Origin of the sequence: Mesorhizobium sp. B3-1-7, from assembly GCF_006439385.1 — a bacterium.
Taxonomy (GTDB): Bacteria; Pseudomonadota; Alphaproteobacteria; order Rhizobiales; family Rhizobiaceae; genus Mesorhizobium.
This window is the reverse complement of record NZ_VFTL01000018.1, coordinates 74,516-92,617: the sequence shown is the minus strand read 5'-3', so window position 1 is coordinate 92,617 and position 18,102 is coordinate 74,516. Positions and strand designations below refer to the sequence as shown.

General features: G+C 64.0%; 14 protein-coding genes. 2 read left to right on the top strand and 12 right to left on the bottom strand.

Annotated features, from left to right (window positions below):
• Positions 1–176: 176 nt before the first annotated feature.
• Both FJ417_RS16590 and FJ417_RS16585 read left to right on the top strand, forming a co-directional pair.
• A complete protein-coding gene (locus FJ417_RS16590; RefSeq protein WP_140784201.1) occupies positions 177–1,460 on the top strand; it encodes an aminotransferase class III-fold pyridoxal phosphate-dependent enzyme in 1,284 nt (427 codons plus the stop codon).
• A gap of 104 nt (positions 1,461–1,564) precedes the next feature.
• Positions 1,565–2,158 carry a malonic semialdehyde reductase gene (locus FJ417_RS16585; RefSeq protein WP_140707793.1) on the top strand — a complete coding sequence of 198 codons (594 nt, stop codon included), beginning with the start codon at positions 1,565–1,567 and terminating at the stop codon, positions 2,156–2,158.
• A 109-nt stretch (positions 2,159–2,267) separates the two neighbouring features.
• On the opposite strand, the gene FJ417_RS16580 is transcribed toward FJ417_RS16585, so the two are convergent.
• The 12 genes from FJ417_RS16580 to FJ417_RS16525 form a co-directional block, all read right to left on the bottom strand.
• Positions 2,268–3,227, bottom strand: coding sequence for an aminotransferase class IV (locus tag FJ417_RS16580; RefSeq protein WP_140784200.1), 960 nt, complete (start codon positions 3,225–3,227; stop codon positions 2,268–2,270).
• Between the two features lie 226 nt (positions 3,228–3,453).
• Positions 3,454–5,004 carry an ABC transporter substrate-binding protein gene (locus FJ417_RS16575; RefSeq protein ID WP_226892237.1) on the bottom strand — a complete coding sequence of 517 codons (1,551 nt, stop codon included), beginning with the start codon at positions 5,002–5,004 and terminating at the stop codon, positions 3,454–3,456.
• A gap of 88 nt (positions 5,005–5,092) precedes the next feature.
• Positions 5,093–7,270 carry an alpha-ketoacid dehydrogenase subunit alpha/beta gene (locus tag FJ417_RS16570; protein ID WP_181183229.1) on the bottom strand — a complete coding sequence of 726 codons (2,178 nt, stop codon included), beginning with the start codon at positions 7,268–7,270 and terminating at the stop codon, positions 5,093–5,095.
• A 21-nt stretch (positions 7,271–7,291) separates the two neighbouring features.
• On the bottom strand, positions 7,292–8,827 hold the full coding sequence (locus FJ417_RS16565) for a 3-hydroxyacyl-CoA dehydrogenase (RefSeq protein ID WP_281405336.1): 1,536 nt from the start codon (positions 8,825–8,827) through the stop codon (positions 7,292–7,294).
• A 1-nt stretch (position 8,828) separates the two neighbouring features.
• Positions 8,829–9,620 (bottom strand): enoyl-CoA hydratase-related protein, encoded by a 792-nt coding sequence (locus FJ417_RS16560; RefSeq protein WP_140784199.1) that lies wholly within the window; start codon positions 9,618–9,620, stop codon positions 8,829–8,831.
• 330 nt (positions 9,621–9,950) lie between these two features.
• Positions 9,951–11,618 (bottom strand): N,N-dimethylformamidase beta subunit family domain-containing protein, encoded by a 1,668-nt coding sequence (locus tag FJ417_RS16555; protein ID WP_140784198.1) that lies wholly within the window; start codon positions 11,616–11,618, stop codon positions 9,951–9,953.
• A gap of 37 nt (positions 11,619–11,655) precedes the next feature.
• The gene (locus FJ417_RS16550; protein ID WP_140784197.1) at positions 11,656–12,501 is read right to left on the bottom strand and encodes an SMP-30/gluconolactonase/LRE family protein; all 846 of its coding nucleotides are present in this window, start codon (positions 12,499–12,501) and stop codon (positions 11,656–11,658) included.
• A gap of 26 nt (positions 12,502–12,527) precedes the next feature.
• Positions 12,528–13,547, bottom strand: a complete 1,020-nt coding sequence (locus tag FJ417_RS16545) for an ABC transporter ATP-binding protein (protein ID WP_246680777.1) — start codon at positions 13,545–13,547, stop codon at positions 12,528–12,530.
• A 2-nt stretch (positions 13,548–13,549) separates the two neighbouring features.
• Positions 13,550–14,536, bottom strand: coding sequence for an ABC transporter ATP-binding protein (locus FJ417_RS16540; protein WP_140707781.1), 987 nt, complete (start codon positions 14,534–14,536; stop codon positions 13,550–13,552).
• Entirely contained in the window at positions 14,533–15,369 is an 837-nt protein-coding gene (locus FJ417_RS16535; protein WP_140707779.1) for an ABC transporter permease, read from the bottom strand. The genes FJ417_RS16540 and FJ417_RS16535 overlap by 4 nt, the downstream gene beginning before the upstream one ends.
• Positions 15,366–16,379, bottom strand: coding sequence for an ABC transporter permease (locus tag FJ417_RS16530; protein WP_140784196.1), 1,014 nt, complete (start codon positions 16,377–16,379; stop codon positions 15,366–15,368). Before FJ417_RS16530 ends, FJ417_RS16535 begins: the two co-directional genes overlap by 4 nt.
• 30 nt (positions 16,380–16,409) lie before the next feature.
• A complete protein-coding gene (locus FJ417_RS16525) occupies positions 16,410–17,915 on the bottom strand; it encodes an ABC transporter substrate-binding protein (protein ID WP_246687479.1) in 1,506 nt (501 codons plus the stop codon).
• Positions 17,916–18,102 lie beyond the last annotated feature (187 nt).

The window sequence follows — 18,102 nt, the reverse complement described above, 5'->3', positions numbered from 1 at the left end:
CTTTTCTCCTCGGACGCTCGGCGCAGCGAGCCGGTCCGCGGTGGCGGCGAATGCGTCCGCATTGCCCGGCTCCCGGGTTTTGTAGCGGAAAAGCAGCCGGCAATCCATCGGATTCATCATTGATAGCAGATATTTTTCTTGCTATAGGCTGCATCGCAAATAGGGAAATCACATCAATGACTTGGTCTAACCGTCGGAATTCAGAGCTGCTGGAACGCGCCCGCCGCGTCATACCGGGTGGTATGTATGGCCATGAATCTACAGCGCTTTTGCCTTCCGACTTCCCGCAGTTCTTCAGCCGCGCCAGCGGCGCGAGGCTGTGGGATGTCGATGGCAATGAATATATCGACTATCTGAGCGCTTATGGGCCTAATCTATTTGGCTATGGAAATGCCGACGTCGAGGCCGCCGCGCGCCGGCAGGCCGAACTCGGCGACACTATGACCGGACCGTCGCACCTGATGGTCGAACTGGCCGAAGCGATGGTCTCGATGGTCTCCCATGCCGATTGGGCGATGTTCTGCAAGAACGGCAGCGACGCCACGTCCATGGCGATGACGATCGCGCGCGCCTATTCCAAACGCCGCAAGATCCTGGTGGCGACCGGCGCGTATCACGGCTCCCAGCCCTGGTGCACGCCGAACCGCACCGGCATCGTCGATGACGAGCGGCGCCAGATCATCGCCTACGAGTACAACAACATCGAAAGCCTCGAGGCCGCGGTGCGGTCGGCCGACGGCGACGTCGCCGGCATTTTCGCCACGCCGTTCAAGCACGAGGTCTTTGCCGATCAGTTGATCCCCTCCGAAGCGTTCGCCAAGGCCGCGCGCAAGATTTGCGATGCCGTCGACGCGCCGCTCATCGTCGACGACGTCCGCGCCGGTTTCAGGCTGGCGCGGGACTGCTCGTGGTCAATCCTGGGAGTGGAACCCGACATCAGCTGCTGGGGCAAGGCCATTGCCAACGGCCATCCGATCTCGGCGATGATGGGGTCGCAGCGTTTCTACGCCGCCGCTCGTTCCATCTTCGCCACCGGCTCCTTCTGGTTCTCCGCCGTTCCGATGGCGGCCGGCGTCGAGACGCTGCGGCTGATCCGCGAAACCAAGTATCTGGAACATACCGTGGAGTTGGGCGACAAGTTGCGTGCGGGCCTCGATGAGCAGGCCGCCGCCTTTGGCTTCTCGTTGCGCCAGACCGGTCCGTCGCAGATGCCGCAGATCCTGCTCCATGACGATCCGGACATGCGCCTCGGCTATGCCTGGGTGACGAACGCCCTCAAGCATGGCGTCTATTTCCATCCGTATCACAACATGTTCCTGAACGCGGCCATGACGGCGGCCGACATCGAGCAGACGTTGAAGGCGAGCGAGCAGGCCTTCGCGGAGCTCAAGGCCGAGCGCACGCGAATTCCTGCAAACGAGAATCCGCTCGTCCTGGCAAGGCTCAAAGTCGCTCGCTGAAGACGGACCTTGCGGCGGTCCGCCGGATACGGAGCGCCGTATCTTCGGGGGAATATCACCGAATCGTCAGGCACCCTGGTCGCATGAGACGGGGGCCTGAATTCATGCCCAAGGACGCGCGGATCGCAATGAACGACTACAGCATTTTCACGGAAGCCCGCACACATAACAAGTGGACGGACAGGCCGGTCTCCGACGATACGCTGAGGCAGCTCTACGACCTCTTGAAGATGGCGCCGACTTCGGCGAATTGCTCTCCCGGCAGGTTCGTCTTTGTCAGGTCGCCCGAAGCCAAGGAAAAACTCCGGCCGGCCCTAAGCAGCGGCAATTCTGCCAAGACCATGGCGGCGCCGGTCACCGCGATCGTTGCTTATGACGAAGCCTTCTACGACCGATTGCCGGAGCTCTTCCCACATACGGACGCGCGCTCCTGGTTCACGTCGAGCCCCGATATCGCGCATGAGACCGCCTTTCGCAACGGCACCCTCCAGGGCGGTTACCTCATCCTCGCCGCCCGCATGCTGGGGCTCGATGCCGGACCGATGTCCGGTTTCAAGAACCATCTCGTCGACGAGGCCTTCTTCGCGGGAACGACCTGGAAGAGCAACTTCCTGGTCAATCTGGGCTATGGCGATCCGGCAGGCCTGTTTCCGCGGTTGCCCCGGCTTGCCTTTGAAAATGCATGCCGGATCGCTTGAACAGGCAATCCTGGAAATGCGAAAGGCTGCGGCCCTCATGGTCCGCAGCCTTTTTCGTCCGAGCGGCCCGCTGTCCGCCGTTCGAGCTGAGGCGGCTGTCCGTCGGCTTTCAATAATTGATGGCGAAGCTGCGCATCGGATCGTAATGAGCTTCCCAATAAGCCTTCCAGATTGTTTTGCTGATCGGACCGACTTCTCCGCTGCCTACCGGCACCCCGTCCAATTTGGTGATCGGCATGACGCCGCCGGCCGTGGTGACGAACAACAGTTCATCGCAATTATAGGCGGCGCTCACCGGGACGTCCTCGACATGGCACTCGACGCCATGCGCCTTGGCGACTTCCAGCACGGTCTTGCGCGTCACGCCTTCCAGCACGCCACGCTTCGGTGTCCGCAGCACGCCGTCCTTGATGATGCAGACGTTGAAGCCGGAACCTTCGGTCAGATTGCCGTCCCCGTCCGTCAGGATCGGGTAGTTGGCGCCGCGATCACGCGCCTCCAGCATGCCGCGCACGAAATCGCCCCACTGCAGGTTCTTCACAGTCGGGTCGATGGCGCCTGGCGGCACGCGACGAACGTCGCGTGCGATGACGGCCGAGCCGCCGGTCTTCTGAAGTTCTTCCCCCATCACCCACAAGAAGGGCTGCACCATGAGGTAGAGGTTGTTCTCGATTTCATCGGGGCTGTACTGGCGGATGAATTTCAGGCCGCGCGTCACGATCATGCACACATAAGCGTCCCGAATGCCGCTCCTTGCCGCCATCTCCACCAGCTTCTGCCGGATGCCGTGGCGGTCGAGCGAGCTGCGCAGCCGCAACTGCTTCAGGCTGCGCTCGAAACGGTCGAGATGATCATCGAGCCGGAAGAAGCGGCCATCCCAGATCGAGGGTACATCATAGGTCAGATCGGAATGGAGGAATCCCTGGTCGAGAATAGGGATGCGGGCTTCGTGGATCGGATAAAGCTCACCCTCGACATAGGCCACCCCCTTCGCGAACGGATTGTCGCTGGCCTCGAGTTCGGCAACGCGATTGCGGTAGGCGTCGAAAATGAAGTCGGTATATGCCACGGGGCAGCCTCCACGTTAGTCGATTTTTATCGACTAACCAAAAATGCGATCAAGACATTGATTTGTCAACGAGATTCGAGCGGCAATTCACTGCTATGATTGTGCCAGGATAGCAATTGCGGTGGCCAGGACAGGCGCCCCCACCACTGCGGCAATCCAGGAATCTGGTCGAATGGACTGTATCCGCGAGGATTCCTCAAAGGCCTCGCGGATACAGGGATGTCGCTCAGTCGTCGAGCGTGATCTCGTAGAGCGGAACGTTTGAGCTCGGTGAATTGCGAACCCCGTGGACCTTGCTGCCATAGGCCAGGATCGTGTTCGGGCTGATCATCGGAATGATGACGTTCTGCGCTTTGATCTTCTCGCCGATATCGAAATAGATTTTCTCCGCCTTTTCGGGCGCTGATTTGAGCGCTTCCGCCAGCATCGTCTTTGAGTCAGGAAGGACGAAGGAGGGGTCGGTGGCGGCACCCGCGCGCTTGGCCCAGGGTGTATCCGGGGCAAGGCCGAAGTAGTTCACATACTGGGAGGTGCCGTAGAAGTCGGGCGCGAAGAAGACGAAGGTGATCGGAATGTGATCCTTCGTCGCCGCCTCGCGCCAGTTCGGGAACTCGACGGGCTTGAGCTCCAGCTTGATGTTCACCGCCGCCAGATCCTGCTGGATCTTCTGCATGGCCAGGGTGAAATCGACGCCGTAGACGTTGAGCTTCGGATAGGTCGCCTCTAGCGTGAAGCCGTCGGCGTGCCCTGCCTTGGCCAGCAATTCCTTTGCCTTGTCGGGGCTGTATTCCGGGATCGAGTGCCCGGCCCCGCCCGGGAAGTCCAGAGGGAAGGGCACCGAGATCAGCCGGCCATTGCCTTCGCCCAGCGTGAAGTCGACAAGCGATTTGCGGTCGACGGCGAGCGAGATGGCTTCACGGATATCGGCCGTGATCGGGAACGGGTTGGCGACCGCGCCTGGGCTGATGGCGAGGTAGACGAAGTTGTTGGACGGAGCCGACTCCGTCTTCACGTTCGGACCGGTGAGCGTCTTGGCCGTTTCCGGATCGATGTTCATGGCGACGTCGGCCTGGCCGCTCTGCAGAAGCTGGGCCTGAGCCACGGCATCGCCGACCTGACGGATGACGATCTCGTCGACCTTCGCCGGCTCGCGCCAGTATTTCTCGTTCCGCTTCAGCCTGAGCTCGGCCCCCGGCTGGTAGGATTCGAGCACGAACGGACCGGCGCCGGCCGAATGCGCGAGGAACCACGGTTCGGCCTGGTCCGACTGCGCGGCGTCGGCCGCTGCCGTGGCCTTGCCCTCCGACTGGGCGACGTCGCTGTTGATGACGCCAAAATAGCTCGCCGCCAGCACGTTCAGCAGTTCGGAATTGGGCTCGGCGGTCTTGACCACTACGGTCTCGGCGTCGGGAGTCTCGATCGACGAGATGCTGGCGGCGAGGTCGGACGGGCTGCCCTTGATGTTCTTCAGGCGCTCCCACGACCATTTCACGTCCTTCGCCTCGACCTTGGAGCCGTCGGAGAAAGTCGCTTTGGAATTGAGCTTGAAGGTGAAGACCGTCTGGTCGTCGTTGACCGTCCAGCTCTCGGCGATGACCGGAACCAGCTTGTTGTCCTTGTCCAGCGCCAGCAGCCCGTCATAGACGGCCGCATTGTAGATCATGCAGGTGTCGCACCAGCTCCTGTCGATATCGAGCGAATTGACGTCCATGTCGCGGGCGATGACCAGCGTCTTGGCCTCCGCCGGCATTGCCGTGGCGGCCAGACCGCCAAGCATCGTCGCCGCCGCAAGGCTCTTCCAGTGTCTAGAAATACGGTTGAAGTTCCCCAGTCTCATTATCATGCTCCTTCTGGCATTTTTCAGTTCAGGCACTTTGGGCAATCAACTCCATCGCCTGGCGCAGTCTCTCGGCGGATCCCAGCGCGGCCTTGTTTAAAACGGCCGAAACGACAGGCGCTGAAAGGCTGCCGGTGACGTGGAGTATTTCGTGGTCGAGATCGTCGAAGGCGCGCGCCTGGATCTCGGCGATCCAGTGGCGGCCAAGCGAAAGGCCGCTCGCGACCTGTTCGACGATGATGACCCGGTTTGTCTTGGCTACGGACGACAGCACGAGAGCCCAGTCGGTCGAGAGTTGGCCGATGCTGCGCATGTCGATTATTTCGGCGTCGACGCCGGTTTCCTCCGCGACCTTCACGGCGGTGGGAACCATGACGGATGTCGCGAGAACCGTGCAGGCGCCGCCAGGCTGGACGATCTTGGCCTTGCCGAACGGGATGCAGTAGTCGCGCTCGTCGCGCGGAACCAGGCTTTCGCGCTGATAGAACTCGACATGTTCGATGATCGCGACGGGGTCGTTGGTCTTCAGCGCCGTGTTCAGCAATCCGACATAATCGAACGCCGTCGTCGGCGAGACCACGTGCCAGCCGGGGAACATCCTGAACAGCGCCGCCGGGTCGCTCGAATGCTGCGAGCCGTAGCCGGTGTGCGGGGAAACGCGCACCCGCATGATGAGCGGCACGGGAAATCCATCGCCGAACATGTGCCTCACCTTGGCGATGCCGTTGGCGATCTGATCGGCCGCCACGAAGCAGAAATCGCCGAACATGATTTCGACGATGGGCCGCAACCCGCGCAGCGCAGCGCCAAGCGCCACGCCGGTGAAGCCGTTCTCGGCGATCGGCATGGCCAGCACGCGACCGGGAAACTGCTCGAGGGCGGACCGGGTAAAGCCGCTCACCCCGCCATGCAAGCGATGGACGTCCTCGCCGAGCACGATGATGGTCGGGTCGGCGGCCATCGCCGCGCCCAGCGCTTCGCCGGCAGCGGTGACGAACCGCGCCTTCACCAATTGGTCGGGCGCAAAATCTTCGATCTCGCGATATTTTAGCCCTTCGGCTTCGGCGGGCGGCGCCAGGATGCCGGTGTCGACGGACTGCGCGGCGGGCCAGAGGCCGTCCGGGATGCGAAGCTGGTTGCTGCCTGGCGCCGTTTCGGTCAAACGGCTGGCGGCCGACTGGACGACCGTCGTCACGCGCTCATCGATCAGGGCCAGCGCGGCGCTGTCGAGAATCCCCAGTTTGCCGAGGCGCGCCTCCGCCAGGCGAAGCGGATCGCGCTTCAGCCATTCCTGCTCTTCTTCCTTGCCGCGATAGCCAAACTCGCTTCCGGCCTTGCTGCCGCTCTGATGGAAGTATCGGTAGCATTTCGCTTCGATGACCACCGGGCCGCGCCCCGCGCGGATCGTCTCGACGGCGTCGGACATCGCGCGATGCACCGCGACCACATCCATGCCGTCGCATTCGATGCCGGTGAAGCCGAGCATCGGACCGCGCGAGGCGATCCGATGTTCGGCCGTCACGTCGTCGATATGCGTGGACACGGCGTAGAGATTGTTTTCGACGAAGAAGATGACGGGCAGCTTGTAGGCGGCCGCGATGTTCATCGATTCATAGGTTGCGCCCTGCAGCGAGGCGCCGTCGCCGAAGAAAGCGACCGAGATCCCGTCCCTGCCGAGGATGTCGTCGGCAAGCGCGTATCCGACGGCATGCGGAATGTTGCCGCCGACGATGGCGCTGGTGCCGGCCACGCCGGACTCCGCGTGGCGCATATGCATCGAGCCGCCGCGGCCTCCGCAATAGCCCGGCGAGAGACCCATGATTTCGGCCATGAAGCGGTGCACGGCGTCATCCATCGGCGGCGTGAAGTCCTGGCTCAGTATGTCGAAATCCGGCTCGGTCTGCGCGTTGACCAGCTTGGTCAGCACCTGGTGATGCGCGCGGTGCGTGCCGTTGATCTGATCGCAGGCGCGCAGCATCGAAACGGCTCCCACGGCCGCCGCCTCCTGGCCGATGCTGGCATGGGCAGGGCCATGGATGAGGCCGGCCTTCTCCAGGTCGAGGATCTTTTCCTCGAAGCGCCGGATCAGCTTCATCTGGGCGTAGAGGCGAACCAGCTCTTGCGCGGGCAGGCTCGACCAGTCGGACTCGTCCGCTTCGATCCGGTACCACGGCGCCGAAGGCTTCAACTCATGCTTTTGGACCAACTCAACTCCTCCCCGGCATGCTTATTCTTCCAGCGCCAATCCCAATTCCGCGCGCCGGCGCAGCCATAGACTTGCGCGGTAGCGAGGGTCCCGGGTGCGCTCATGCACCGTATCCAGGATGCGCAGAATGCGGGCAGGGCCGAGCTTGTTGCCCCATTCCAGCGGTCCGTGCGGGTAGCCGAGCCCCAGCCGCACGGCGGCGTCTACGTCCGCTGCCGATGCGATCTTCTGCTCAACGATCTCGCAGCCGATATTGACGATCATCGCCACGACGCGCTGGCAGACCGCGCCGCAGCTGTCGTTCACCAGCGTCGCCTTGCGGCCGGTGCTTTGGACAAGCGCGACAGCCGCGCTCCTGGCTTTTTCCGATGTCGCCGCAGACGCGACGAGCGTGACATGCCGACCCAGACCGAAATAGGAATCGTACCCGACGCATAGAGATGGGGACAAGCCGAGGCGGATCGCCGCGCCGGCGACATCCTCACCCTCCAGTCCCACGAGGATGAGATCATCCTGCTTGGGCGTCCGATCCTCGGGACTCAGGACCGTGGCGCCGGTCGACGCGACCAGCTTCTGCATATCGCCCGCGTCATTGTCGGCGAGCACGGCGACACGCTTCGGAAGTGCCGCGGTCTCGGCGGCCTGCGCGGTCTCAAGCGGCATCGCTTGCCGGTTGGCGTCGTAGCTGTAGAAGCCGCGTCCCGTCTTGCGGCCAAGCAGGCCTGCCGCCACGCGCTGCGCGGCGATCACGGAAGGACGGTAGCGCGGGTCCTGGTAGAACTGGGTGTAGATGCTTTCCATCACCGGGTGCGAAACGTCGAGGCCGGTCAGGTCCATCAGCTCGAACGGCCCCATCTTGAAGCCGGCCGCATCGCGCAGGATCGCGTCGATCTCGCCGATCGAGGCCACGCCTTCGCGCAGCATCGCCAGGGCCTCCGTGCCGAAGGCGCGTCCGGCGTGGTTGACGATGAAGCCGGGGGTGTCGGCGGCGACGACGGGACGATGGCCGAAGCGGGCGGCAAGGTCGACCAGCGCGCGCTCCACCTCGGGCGATGTGTGAGCGCCGGAGATGACCTCGACCAGTTTCATCACCGGCACGGGATTGAAGAAATGGTAGCCGGCGACCCGCTGCGGCCGTTTCGCCGCCGCCGCGATCGCCGTCACCGAGAGGGAAGAGGTGTTGGTCGCGATGATCGCGTCGGGCCCGACGATCTCCTCCAACGCCTTGAAGAGCTGACGTTTGGGCTCGATACGTTCGACGATGGCCTCCACGACCAGATCGGCGTCAGCCAGGCGGTGGAGGGTTTCGACAGGCGCGATGCGGGCAAGCAGTTTCTCGACGGCGTCCGGGCTGATTTTGCCTGCCTGCGCCCTGGCGCGCTGGCGCGACGCGATCTGCTCGACGGCGGCAGCTGCCTTGCCGGCCGCTTCATCGACGATCAGCACGTCAATGCCCGCCGCCGCCAGAACTTCCGCTATGCCGCAGCCCATCACTCCGGCGCCCACGACACCGGCTTTTTCGATCCGACTTGTTGAGACCCCTCCCGCGTCCGCCAAGTCAGCGCCCCTTGAACGAGGGCTTACGCTTGTCGATGAAGGCGCCAATGCCTTCCCGCTTGTCGGCGGTATCGAAAAGCAGTTGGAAGGCTTTGCGTTCCAGCCTCAACGCCGTCTCCAGCGGAGCGTCCTCGCCGTTGACGACGGCTTCCTTGATCTGCTCCACGGCCAGCGGCGGGAGACGGCTGATCTTCTGGGCGATCTGCAACGCCTGCTGCAAGGCCTGGCCCTCATCCGTGAGGGTACTGACGAGGCCGGCACGCTCGGCATCCTCGGCCGAAAACATGTCGCCGGTGAGAACGAGCATCAGCGTCTTGTATTTGCCGATCGCCCGCAGCAGCCGCTGGGTGCCGCCGGCGCCCGGCATCAAGCCAAGCTTGACCTCGGACTGCCCGAACGTGGCTGTGCGTGCGGCAACAATGATATCGGCGTGCATGGCAAGTTCGCAGCCGCCACCGAGCGCGAAGCCTTCGACCGCGGCAATGACCGGCTTCGGACATCTGGCGATCACATCCCAATAGCGGTGGGTGCGTTGCAGAAGCATATCGGCCGAGCCGAGTTTTTCGAAGGCCTTGATGTCGGCGCCCGCCACGAAGTTGCCGCCGCGCCCCGCAATCACGATCGCCCGGACTTCCGGATCCTCCGAAAAGCCGGCTACCGCGGTGGCCAGCTTCTCCCGCACTTCCAGATTGAGAGCATTGCGCGCTTCGGGACGATTGATTTCGACCAGCCCCACATTCTCGACAGGGCGGCTCTCGATGACAACGAGAGATTGATCGTTCGTGGAGCTCATTCGTGCCGCGTAATCAGCGAGTGGAATTTAATTTCATATCTGCGCGACTATAGTCAGCAGCCACGAAGGCCGCAAGGGTATTGTTCGTTGCGGCCGGCGCGATCTGGGGTGGTTTCGCGGGCGGGGGCCGGTTTGTCGGCACGGCATTTTCCTCGCGTTCCGAGGCGCTTTCAGGTCCTTGGTCCAGGTCGTCGGTCCGTTACCCGAAATGTTTGAGTGTCCGTGCTTGTGGGAGCGCGGTGGCAGGACAAACAGGCAAGCAGAGTGGCGGAGCCAGGCCTGCGTTCCGATGATCGTTCGCCGATCAAACGACAAGCCCGCCGCGCAATTTCATGCGTTGGTAAAACGGTCGAGCACGTTGCGGGTGATCTGCTCGGTGAAGCGGTCGCCGCGCTTGAGGCCCATCACCCACTCGCAAGTCGCGGCGGTCAGCACTTCGCCTTTGCCGCGCGTCATGTGCACCATCATGCCGGCGCCGTATTTATAGCGGGCAAGCCCTTCCGGCGTCACCTCGCCGGTGACGCATTTCACCAGGCCCTCATGGTCGCTGCTGCGGACATAGTAACGGAAGCCTTCGCCGTCCGGCTCGTCCTCGGCAAGCACCGCCGGCGCCATGGCGAGGATTTGGATCGTTTCCGGCTGACCGTCGACCGGGACAGGATAGGGGAGGCCATGCCTGAATGTGTAGTCGAGGCCGTCGACCTCGTAGGCGAAGATGCGCTCCTTGTCGCCGAAGATATCGGCATAGTGAAGCCCGGTGCGGGCAAACACCCAGTGCTCGGGACGGTAGACGGTGAAGCCCTTCTGGCCGTGCGGCGCGAAGCCGCCCCAGGACGCGTAGAGCCCATGCAATCCGTTGACGCCGACCGTCGAGGCGCCCGGCCAGGCAACGTCCTTGTCTTCCCATGCTGTCGACAGCAGATGCGCCTTATCGGTGCCGGCGACCGGGTCGTTGTTGATGGCGTTGAACTTGTGGCAGATCTGGCGCTTGCCGCCGTCCTCCAGGCGGATCTGCCAGAGGAAGTTGGCGCCGAAGCGCGCAAGCCTGCCGCCGCGTTCGACATAGGCTTCGACCGCCAGCCGCATCTCGCGGGTCCAGTATTCGTCATGACCGACAATGGTCACGCACGGATAGGCGTCGAGCAGCTCCGGCCTGTAGTGAAGGTCGGTCTGCGTGATCATGTCGAGCTCGTAGCCTTCCTTCTCCGCCCACAGCACGAAGTGGCGGTCGAACTGCGCCCAGCCGGCGGCGGCGTAATACTGGCCGAAGCCGTTGGCATAGGCCCATTCCTTCATCGGATAGCGCGGCGCGTCACCGAATTCCGGCAGCGGGTCGGCGCAGATGCGCGGCGCGCCAGGCGGCAGCCAGACGACGCCGCGGGTCCACGGGCGCTCGAGCGAAAGCACGGGCGAGGGCTGGTCCTTGCCCGGACCGGCAACACCGAAATAGTGGTTGGCGCCGCCGAAATCATTGTAGGCGGTCCAGGTGCCGGTCGGCAGGATCATTAGGATCTTGGCGCGGCGCGTCGCCGCTGTCGGACGCACGACGAAGAAATGGTGCTGGACGAACTTGCCGCCATTGGCGCGGGTGCAGGTCGAGACGACCCGGTAGAAGCCCGAGCGCAGATCGGCCGGCAGCCGCCAGCGGTGGCTGACGGGCCAGCCGCAGCCGGAGCGATATGCATCCGCCGGCGTCGGCGCGAAGACACCAGCGATGTCCTCGACCTTGCGGACGGTTTCCGGCCGATAGCCGTCGCGGTAGATCTCCAGCGTCCAATGCGGCGCGGTAGTCGAGGAATGGAAGACCACCTCGTCGCCCGGGTCATAGGACATCGTGTCCGTGTAGGTATAGACCTCGGGCAGGGCAGGGTCGCCGCGCGGCGCTTCGTACCAGGGGTTGGAGTGCCAATGCTCGTCGGCGGACATGGCCCAGGCTTTGCGTGGGCGGATGTTGACGGGGCCGAGTTCGGGCGGAACGAAATCGTCTTCACGGGACATTGGCTAGCTCACTCAGATCATCTGCAGGGAAGGTCGGTTAAAGCGTGTACGAGACGAGCTCGCCGGGCAGGCCGCGCGTCACCCAGAGCCGGCCGTCATGGACGCAGCAATTGGTCGGGTCGCCGCCCTCGCCGCAATCGATCATCTCGACCAGCCGTCCAGTGGTGTCGAGGATCGCGACCCGGTCGCCGGTGCTGCCGGTGACGTAGAGCAGGCCTTCATGGAAGACCATGCCGTCCGGATTGAAGCGGTCGTCGAAACGAACCCATTCGGTCATCGCGCCGACGCTGCCGTCATTCCAGTCGAAGCGCAGCAGACGATGCTCCATGGTGATGCCGACGATCAGCGAATCGTCGGGATGGAAGACAAGCCCGTTGGGAAAGCCGGTCATCTTGGCCAGGGCACGGACCTTCCGGTCCCGTCCCGCCGCAAGCAGCTGTCCGCCATGGTAGGCCGCGTCGTCGGCGCCCAGAACCTCCCAGTTCTGCGGATCGGTGAAGACGATCCCGCCTTCCGGCGTGAAGATCAAATCGTTTGGCCGCGAAGGCTTTGCGCCGGGCAGCTGGTCGGCGAAGTTTTCCCAGCGGCCGTCGAGCTCCAGGCGCTGGATGCAGCCGGGGATCAGCGGCGCGGCGAAATGCAGCTTCTCCAACGATTCCGGTGCAAGCCCGCCATTGTTGCAGATATAGAGCGCGCCGTCGGGGCCGAGCCGCATACCGTTCGGCGCGCCGGGAAGCGTGGCCAGCTCGCGCACGGCACCGTCCTTGAAGGCGCGGACCTTGGCGTGCAGCAGGTCGACGAAGGCGATCGAACCGTCCGGAAGCGCCACCGGTCCCTCCGGAAAGCCCAGGCCTGTCACGTGGATTTCCTTCGACCGTTTCATTGCTCCTCCCTCCCTTCGGTGTGCTTCTAACTGGCGGCGGCTAGCCCGCGTCGCGCTCGCACAACCTCGGCCCCAGCGCGCGCCGTCTCTTCGGGCGCGAGGTGGCAGGCCACCATCTGGCCGGTGCCGGGCATGGCGCGCAATGGCGGCACTTGTTCCCGGCAAATGTCGCGCGCCAGATGGCAACGCGGGTGGAACCGGCAACCGGATGGCACGTCGGCAGGATTGGGCGGATCGCCGGTGAGTATGATGCGCTTCCAGCCGACCTGGCGGCGCGCGGCAAGCGTCGGCGCGGCCGACAACAGCGCCTGCGTGTAAGGATGCAGCGGCCGCCGCATGATCTCGTCGGCCGTTCCTTGCTCGATGATGGTGCCGAGATACATCACAGCGATGCGGTCGGCGACATGGCCGATGACGTCGAGGTCATGCGAGATGATCAGGTAGGAGATGCCGCGCTTGCGCTGGATCTGCAGCATCAGGTTGACGATCTGCGCCTGGATCGACGGATCGAGCGCGGAAGTCGGCTCGTCGGCGACGATGATTTCCGGTTCGAGCGCCAGCGCCCTTGCAATAGCGATGCGCTGCAACTGGCCGCCGGAAAACTGGCCGGGCAGTTTTTGGATATCGATGTTCTCCAATCCGACGAAGGAGAGAAGCTCGCGGATGCGCCCCTCGAGCCCGGTGCCCAGCTTGACGCCATGCGTGTCGAACGGCTCGCGCATCACTTCGGCAATGGTCATGCGCGCGTTGAGCGAAGCGAGCGGATCCTGGAACACGGCTTGCAACCGGCGACGTATCGGCAGCATGCGCCGGCTGGCGAACCCGGTCACGTCGACGCCGTCGAAGCGCACGCGCCCATCCGTCACGTCGACCAGCTTGAGCGCCAGCCGGGCGAGAGTGGACTTGCCGCATCCGCTCTCGCCCACCAGCCCCAACGTCTCTCCCTTGCCCACGGTGAGCGAAACACCGGCCACCGCCTGCACGCCATGGCCGCCGCGGCGCTGCGAGAAGGTTTTCGAGACGGCATCGAGTTCGAGAAGCGCCATGGTCAGCTCCTCGCGATTTCAAGAGGCTTGGCTGCCTCGATCGGATGATGGCAGGCCAGCTCCACGGCGCCGAATTTGCGCCGCGGCGGCTCGACGGCCTTGCAGTCGTCTTGCGCGCGCGGGCAGCGCGGATGGAAGCGGCAGCCGGACGGGAAGGCGCCCAGCCCGGGCGCGCCGCCCACGATGGCGTTGAGATCCTGCTTGGCCGGCGTCTGCGAAATCATGGCGCTGGTCATCAGTGCCGCCGTGTAAGGATGCGAGGGCTGCAGCATGATGGAATCGGCCGGCCCGACCTCGGCGATACGGCCGGCATAGAGCACGAGGATGCGGTCGGCTACTTCGGCGACGACACCCATGTCGTGGGTGATCAGGATGATCGTCAGCGCCAGCTCGCGCTTCAGTTCGGCAAGCAGCTCAAGCATCTGCGCCTTGATGGTGACGTCGAGCGCCGTCGTCGGCTCGTCGGCGATCAGCAGGCTCGGGCCGGCCGCCAGAGCCATCGCGATCATGGCGCGCTGCCGCATGCCGCCGCTGATCTCGTGCGGATAGGCGGAGGCGACGCGGCGCGGGTCGGGAATGCGTACGCGCTCCAGCATTTCCACGGCGCGCTTGCTTGCCTCGGCGCGGCCGGCAAGGCCGTGCGCGACGAGGGTTTCCGCAATCTGGTCGCCGACCGGCCAGACCGGGTTCAGCGAGCTCAGCGGATCCTGATAGATCAGGCCGATCTCCGGGCCGCGCAGCTTGCGCAATTCGGCGTCGGGCCGCTTCAGCATTTCGCGATCCTTGAAGCGGATCGAGCCGGAGACGAAGGCGGTGGGCGGCTGCAATCCGGCGATCGACATGCCGGTCAGCGACTTGCCCGAGCCGGACTCGCCGATGATGACGAAGGTCTCGCCGTCGGCGACGTCGAAGGAAATGCCATCCACAGCGACGAGGTTCTGGCCCTCGCGCTGGAAACCGATTGCGAAGTCGCGGACCGAAAGGATCATGCGGCCCGCCTCGACGCGAGCGCGTCGCCGATCAGCGAGAAGGCGGTGGCGGTCAGCATGATCATGGTGCCGGGAAAGACCAGATACCACCAGGCCGAGCCGAAATAGGGGCGCGAGTCGCGGATCAGCAAACCCCATTCCGGCGTCGGCGAATTGGCGCCGAGACCGAGGAAGGAAAGGGCGGTGACGGCGACCAGCGCGTAGCCGATGTCGGTGGTGACGCGCACATTCACCTCCTGGACGACGAAAGGGATGATGTGGCGGCGCAGGATGGTCATCTCCGACACGCCGAGCGCGCGGGCGGCCTCGACATGCGGCCGCTCGCGCAGGCGCAGCACCTCGCCGCGCACCAGCCGCGCATAACCCGGCCACCAGATGATGGCGAGCGACAGCGCCACGCTGTCGAGGCCGCGTCCGATCGAGGCGGCGACGGCGAGCGCCAGCACCAGCGCCGGGAAGCCGAAGAACAGATCGACGATGCGCATCATCAGGTTGTCGATGCCCTGGCGCGCCATGCCGGAGACCGCGCCGTAGATCACGCCGAACAAGGCGGAGGCAAAGACGATGGCGATCGCCACGCCGAGCGAATAGCGGGTGCCGTAGACGATACGCGAGAAGACATCGCGGCCACCCTCGTCAGTGCCGAAGATGTGCGTGAGGCTCGGCGGCTTCAGCCGGTCGGTCATGGCGAGCGCGATCGGGTCGTGCGGCGCGATCAGGCCGGGCAGAAGCGTGAAGGCCGCCAGGATCGCCAGCACCAGCAGCGCGAGCGGCAGCAGCACGCCTTTCGGCCTCGCGATGGTCCGGCGCGTAGGCTGTGTGGAAACGCTCATGAGCCGACACTCTGCACACGCGGATCGATCACCGGATAGAGCAGATCCATCACCAGGTTGATGATCACGAAGCCGGCCGTCGAGACGATCGCCAGCGCAATCACTGGCGAATAGTCGAAGACCTGGAACGACTGGTAGGCGTAGAGGCCGATGCCGGGCCAGTCGAAGATGACCTCGACCAGGATCACCCAGCTGATCATGTAGCCGAACTGCATGGTGGTCGCCGTCAGGATCGGCGACAGCGCATTGCGCAAGATGTGCTTGAACAGGATGCGATTGGGCGACAGGCCCTTGCCGCGCGCCGTGCGCACATAGAGCCGGCTTTGCTCCTGGATGAGGGCGGCGCGCGATAGCCGGGTGCCGACCGCAAGCAGGTTGACGACGATGGTCGCGGCGGGAAGCGCCAGGTGTTTCAGGCTGGCGAGAAAGGCCGAGAGGCTGCCGGCCAGCAGGGAATCGATGAGCAGGAAGCCGCTGACCACGGGCGGCGCCGTCTCGCGGATCGGGAAGCGCGCGCCGAGCGGCAGCCAATGCAATTTGTAGAAGAAGAGGAACTGCAGCGTCATGCCGAGCCAGAACACCGGGATGCCGGTGCCGATCATGGTGATGAGGCGGATCGCGCCGTCCACCGCGCCGCCGGGGCGGCGGGCCGCGAGCACCGCCAGCGAGAAGCTGATCGCCAAGTAGAGGACGAAGCTGACGATCAGGAGCTCCAGCGTGGTCGGCAGGTACTGCTTGAGGTCGGTGCTGACGCTGCGGCGTGTGCGGATCGACTCGCCGAGGTCACCCTTGGCGAGGCCGATCATATAGGTGGCGAATTGTTCCGGCAGCGGGCGGTCGAGACCGTGCTCGACGCGGATGCGCTGCACGGTCTCTTCGGAGGCGTTCTGGCCGGCCAGGAAGGCGGCGGGGTCGGCCGGGACGACACGACTGAGGAAGAAGGTTATGACCGCGACGGCGATGAGGACGACAAGACCCCAGACCAGACGCTTGAACAGGAAGGCGATCACAACCGTGCTGTCCGCATGCTTACCCCGCTGTTACTTGCTGTACATTTCCCAGAAGCGGGCGTTGATGTACTCGGCCGGGTCGATGCGGTAGCCGCCGATACGGTCAGGTTCGGGCACCACGGTCTTGGGCCGCGCGGTCCAGATGATGTAGTGGGAGTCCACCACGATATCGGCCGCCTGCTTGAGCAGCTTGCCGCGCTCGGTCGGGTCGGCGATCGTCGGCAGCTTCGCCACGAGGTCCTGCAGCGTCTGGTCGAAGAATTTGCCCGAATTGTAGAACCCGCCCTTGAGATAATGCGCCGCGAAGAACTTGGTCGCGTCGGACGGACTGAGGTTGGCGTTGCCGAGCACGAAGCAGTTGCTCTTGTCGGATTTGATGGCGGTGATCGCCTCGACGAAGGGCTGCTCCTCGATCTCGACGGTGACGCCGAGCTGCTGGGCCGATGATTGGAGCACGGTCGCGGCAAAGCGGAATTCCGGGAAGCCGGCGGGGACCGAGCACTTCATCTTGGCATTGGCGAGACCCGATTTGGCAAGTGCTGCCTTGGCGCCGTCGAGATCGGTCTTGATCTCGGCCTCCTCCTTTTCCGGGCTGCCGGGGAACCAGGAAGGCACCGGGCCGCGGCCGACTTCGGCCTTGCCCTGGAAGGACTGCACCATGGCGTTGTAGTCGAACGCCTTGACCAGCGCCTCGCGGAAATCCTTGTTGTTGGTTGGCGCCAGATCCATGTTGAGATAGATCGCCGGCCATGCCCACAGATTGTTGCCTTCGACGAGATGGAAGCCGCTGCTGGTGCCGATGCGAAGCGCCTCGTCGAGCGGAACGAAATTGGCGAGGTCGAACTCGCCGCCTTCGAGGCCACGGGCGCGGTTGGCGCCGTCGGTGACGAAACGGTCGAGCACGCGGTCGAACGGCTTTTCCGGGAACTTGCCCCACCATTTGTCGTTGCGTTTCAGCTCGATCTGGGTGCCGCGCGTCCAGGACACGAATTCGTAGGGACCGGTGCCGTTGGCGTTCTCGTTGAACCACGCCTGGCCGAGGTCGTCCTTGTGCTTGGCGATGTCCTCGTCGGACAGCATTTCGATGCGGCTGAGGTTGGAGGCGAGGAAGACGGTCGGCGCCTTGGTCTCGATCTTGACGGTCTTGGGGTCGACCATGGTGACGCTGGCGATGTCGTCGACCAGATAGGACTGCCCCTGGCCGATCTTCAGCAACCGGTCGAGCGTCGCCTTGACGTCGTTGGCGTCAAAGGCGGTGCCGTCGTGGAAGGTGACGCCGTCGCGCAGCTTGAAGGTCCAGACCTTGCCGTCCTGCTGCCATTCCGTCGCCAGGGCCGGCAACAATTTGGATGGATCATTAAGATCGAAGTCGATCAGGCGATCGTAGATGTTGCGGGTGACCGTGAACTCCCAGTTCACGTTGGCCTTGGCCGGGTCGATAGTGCTCGGCTCGCCGGCATCGGCATAGACGAAGGTGGACGCGTCGTCGGCGAATGCCGAGTAGGAGACGCCGCCCATCAAAAGGCCGAGCGCCATTCCCAAAATCCCATTGCGAAGCTTCATTGTTCTCCCCTTATTTTTGACCTCTGGAAATAGAATATATCATATATGATGAAGGTCGCAAGCGCGCATGATGACGTTTCCGCGCCGCGTGGCGAGCGGTGAAATCGAGGATAGACGCAAGCGTTGCGACACGGCGGAAAGGCTCGGTCCTCACGGCCCA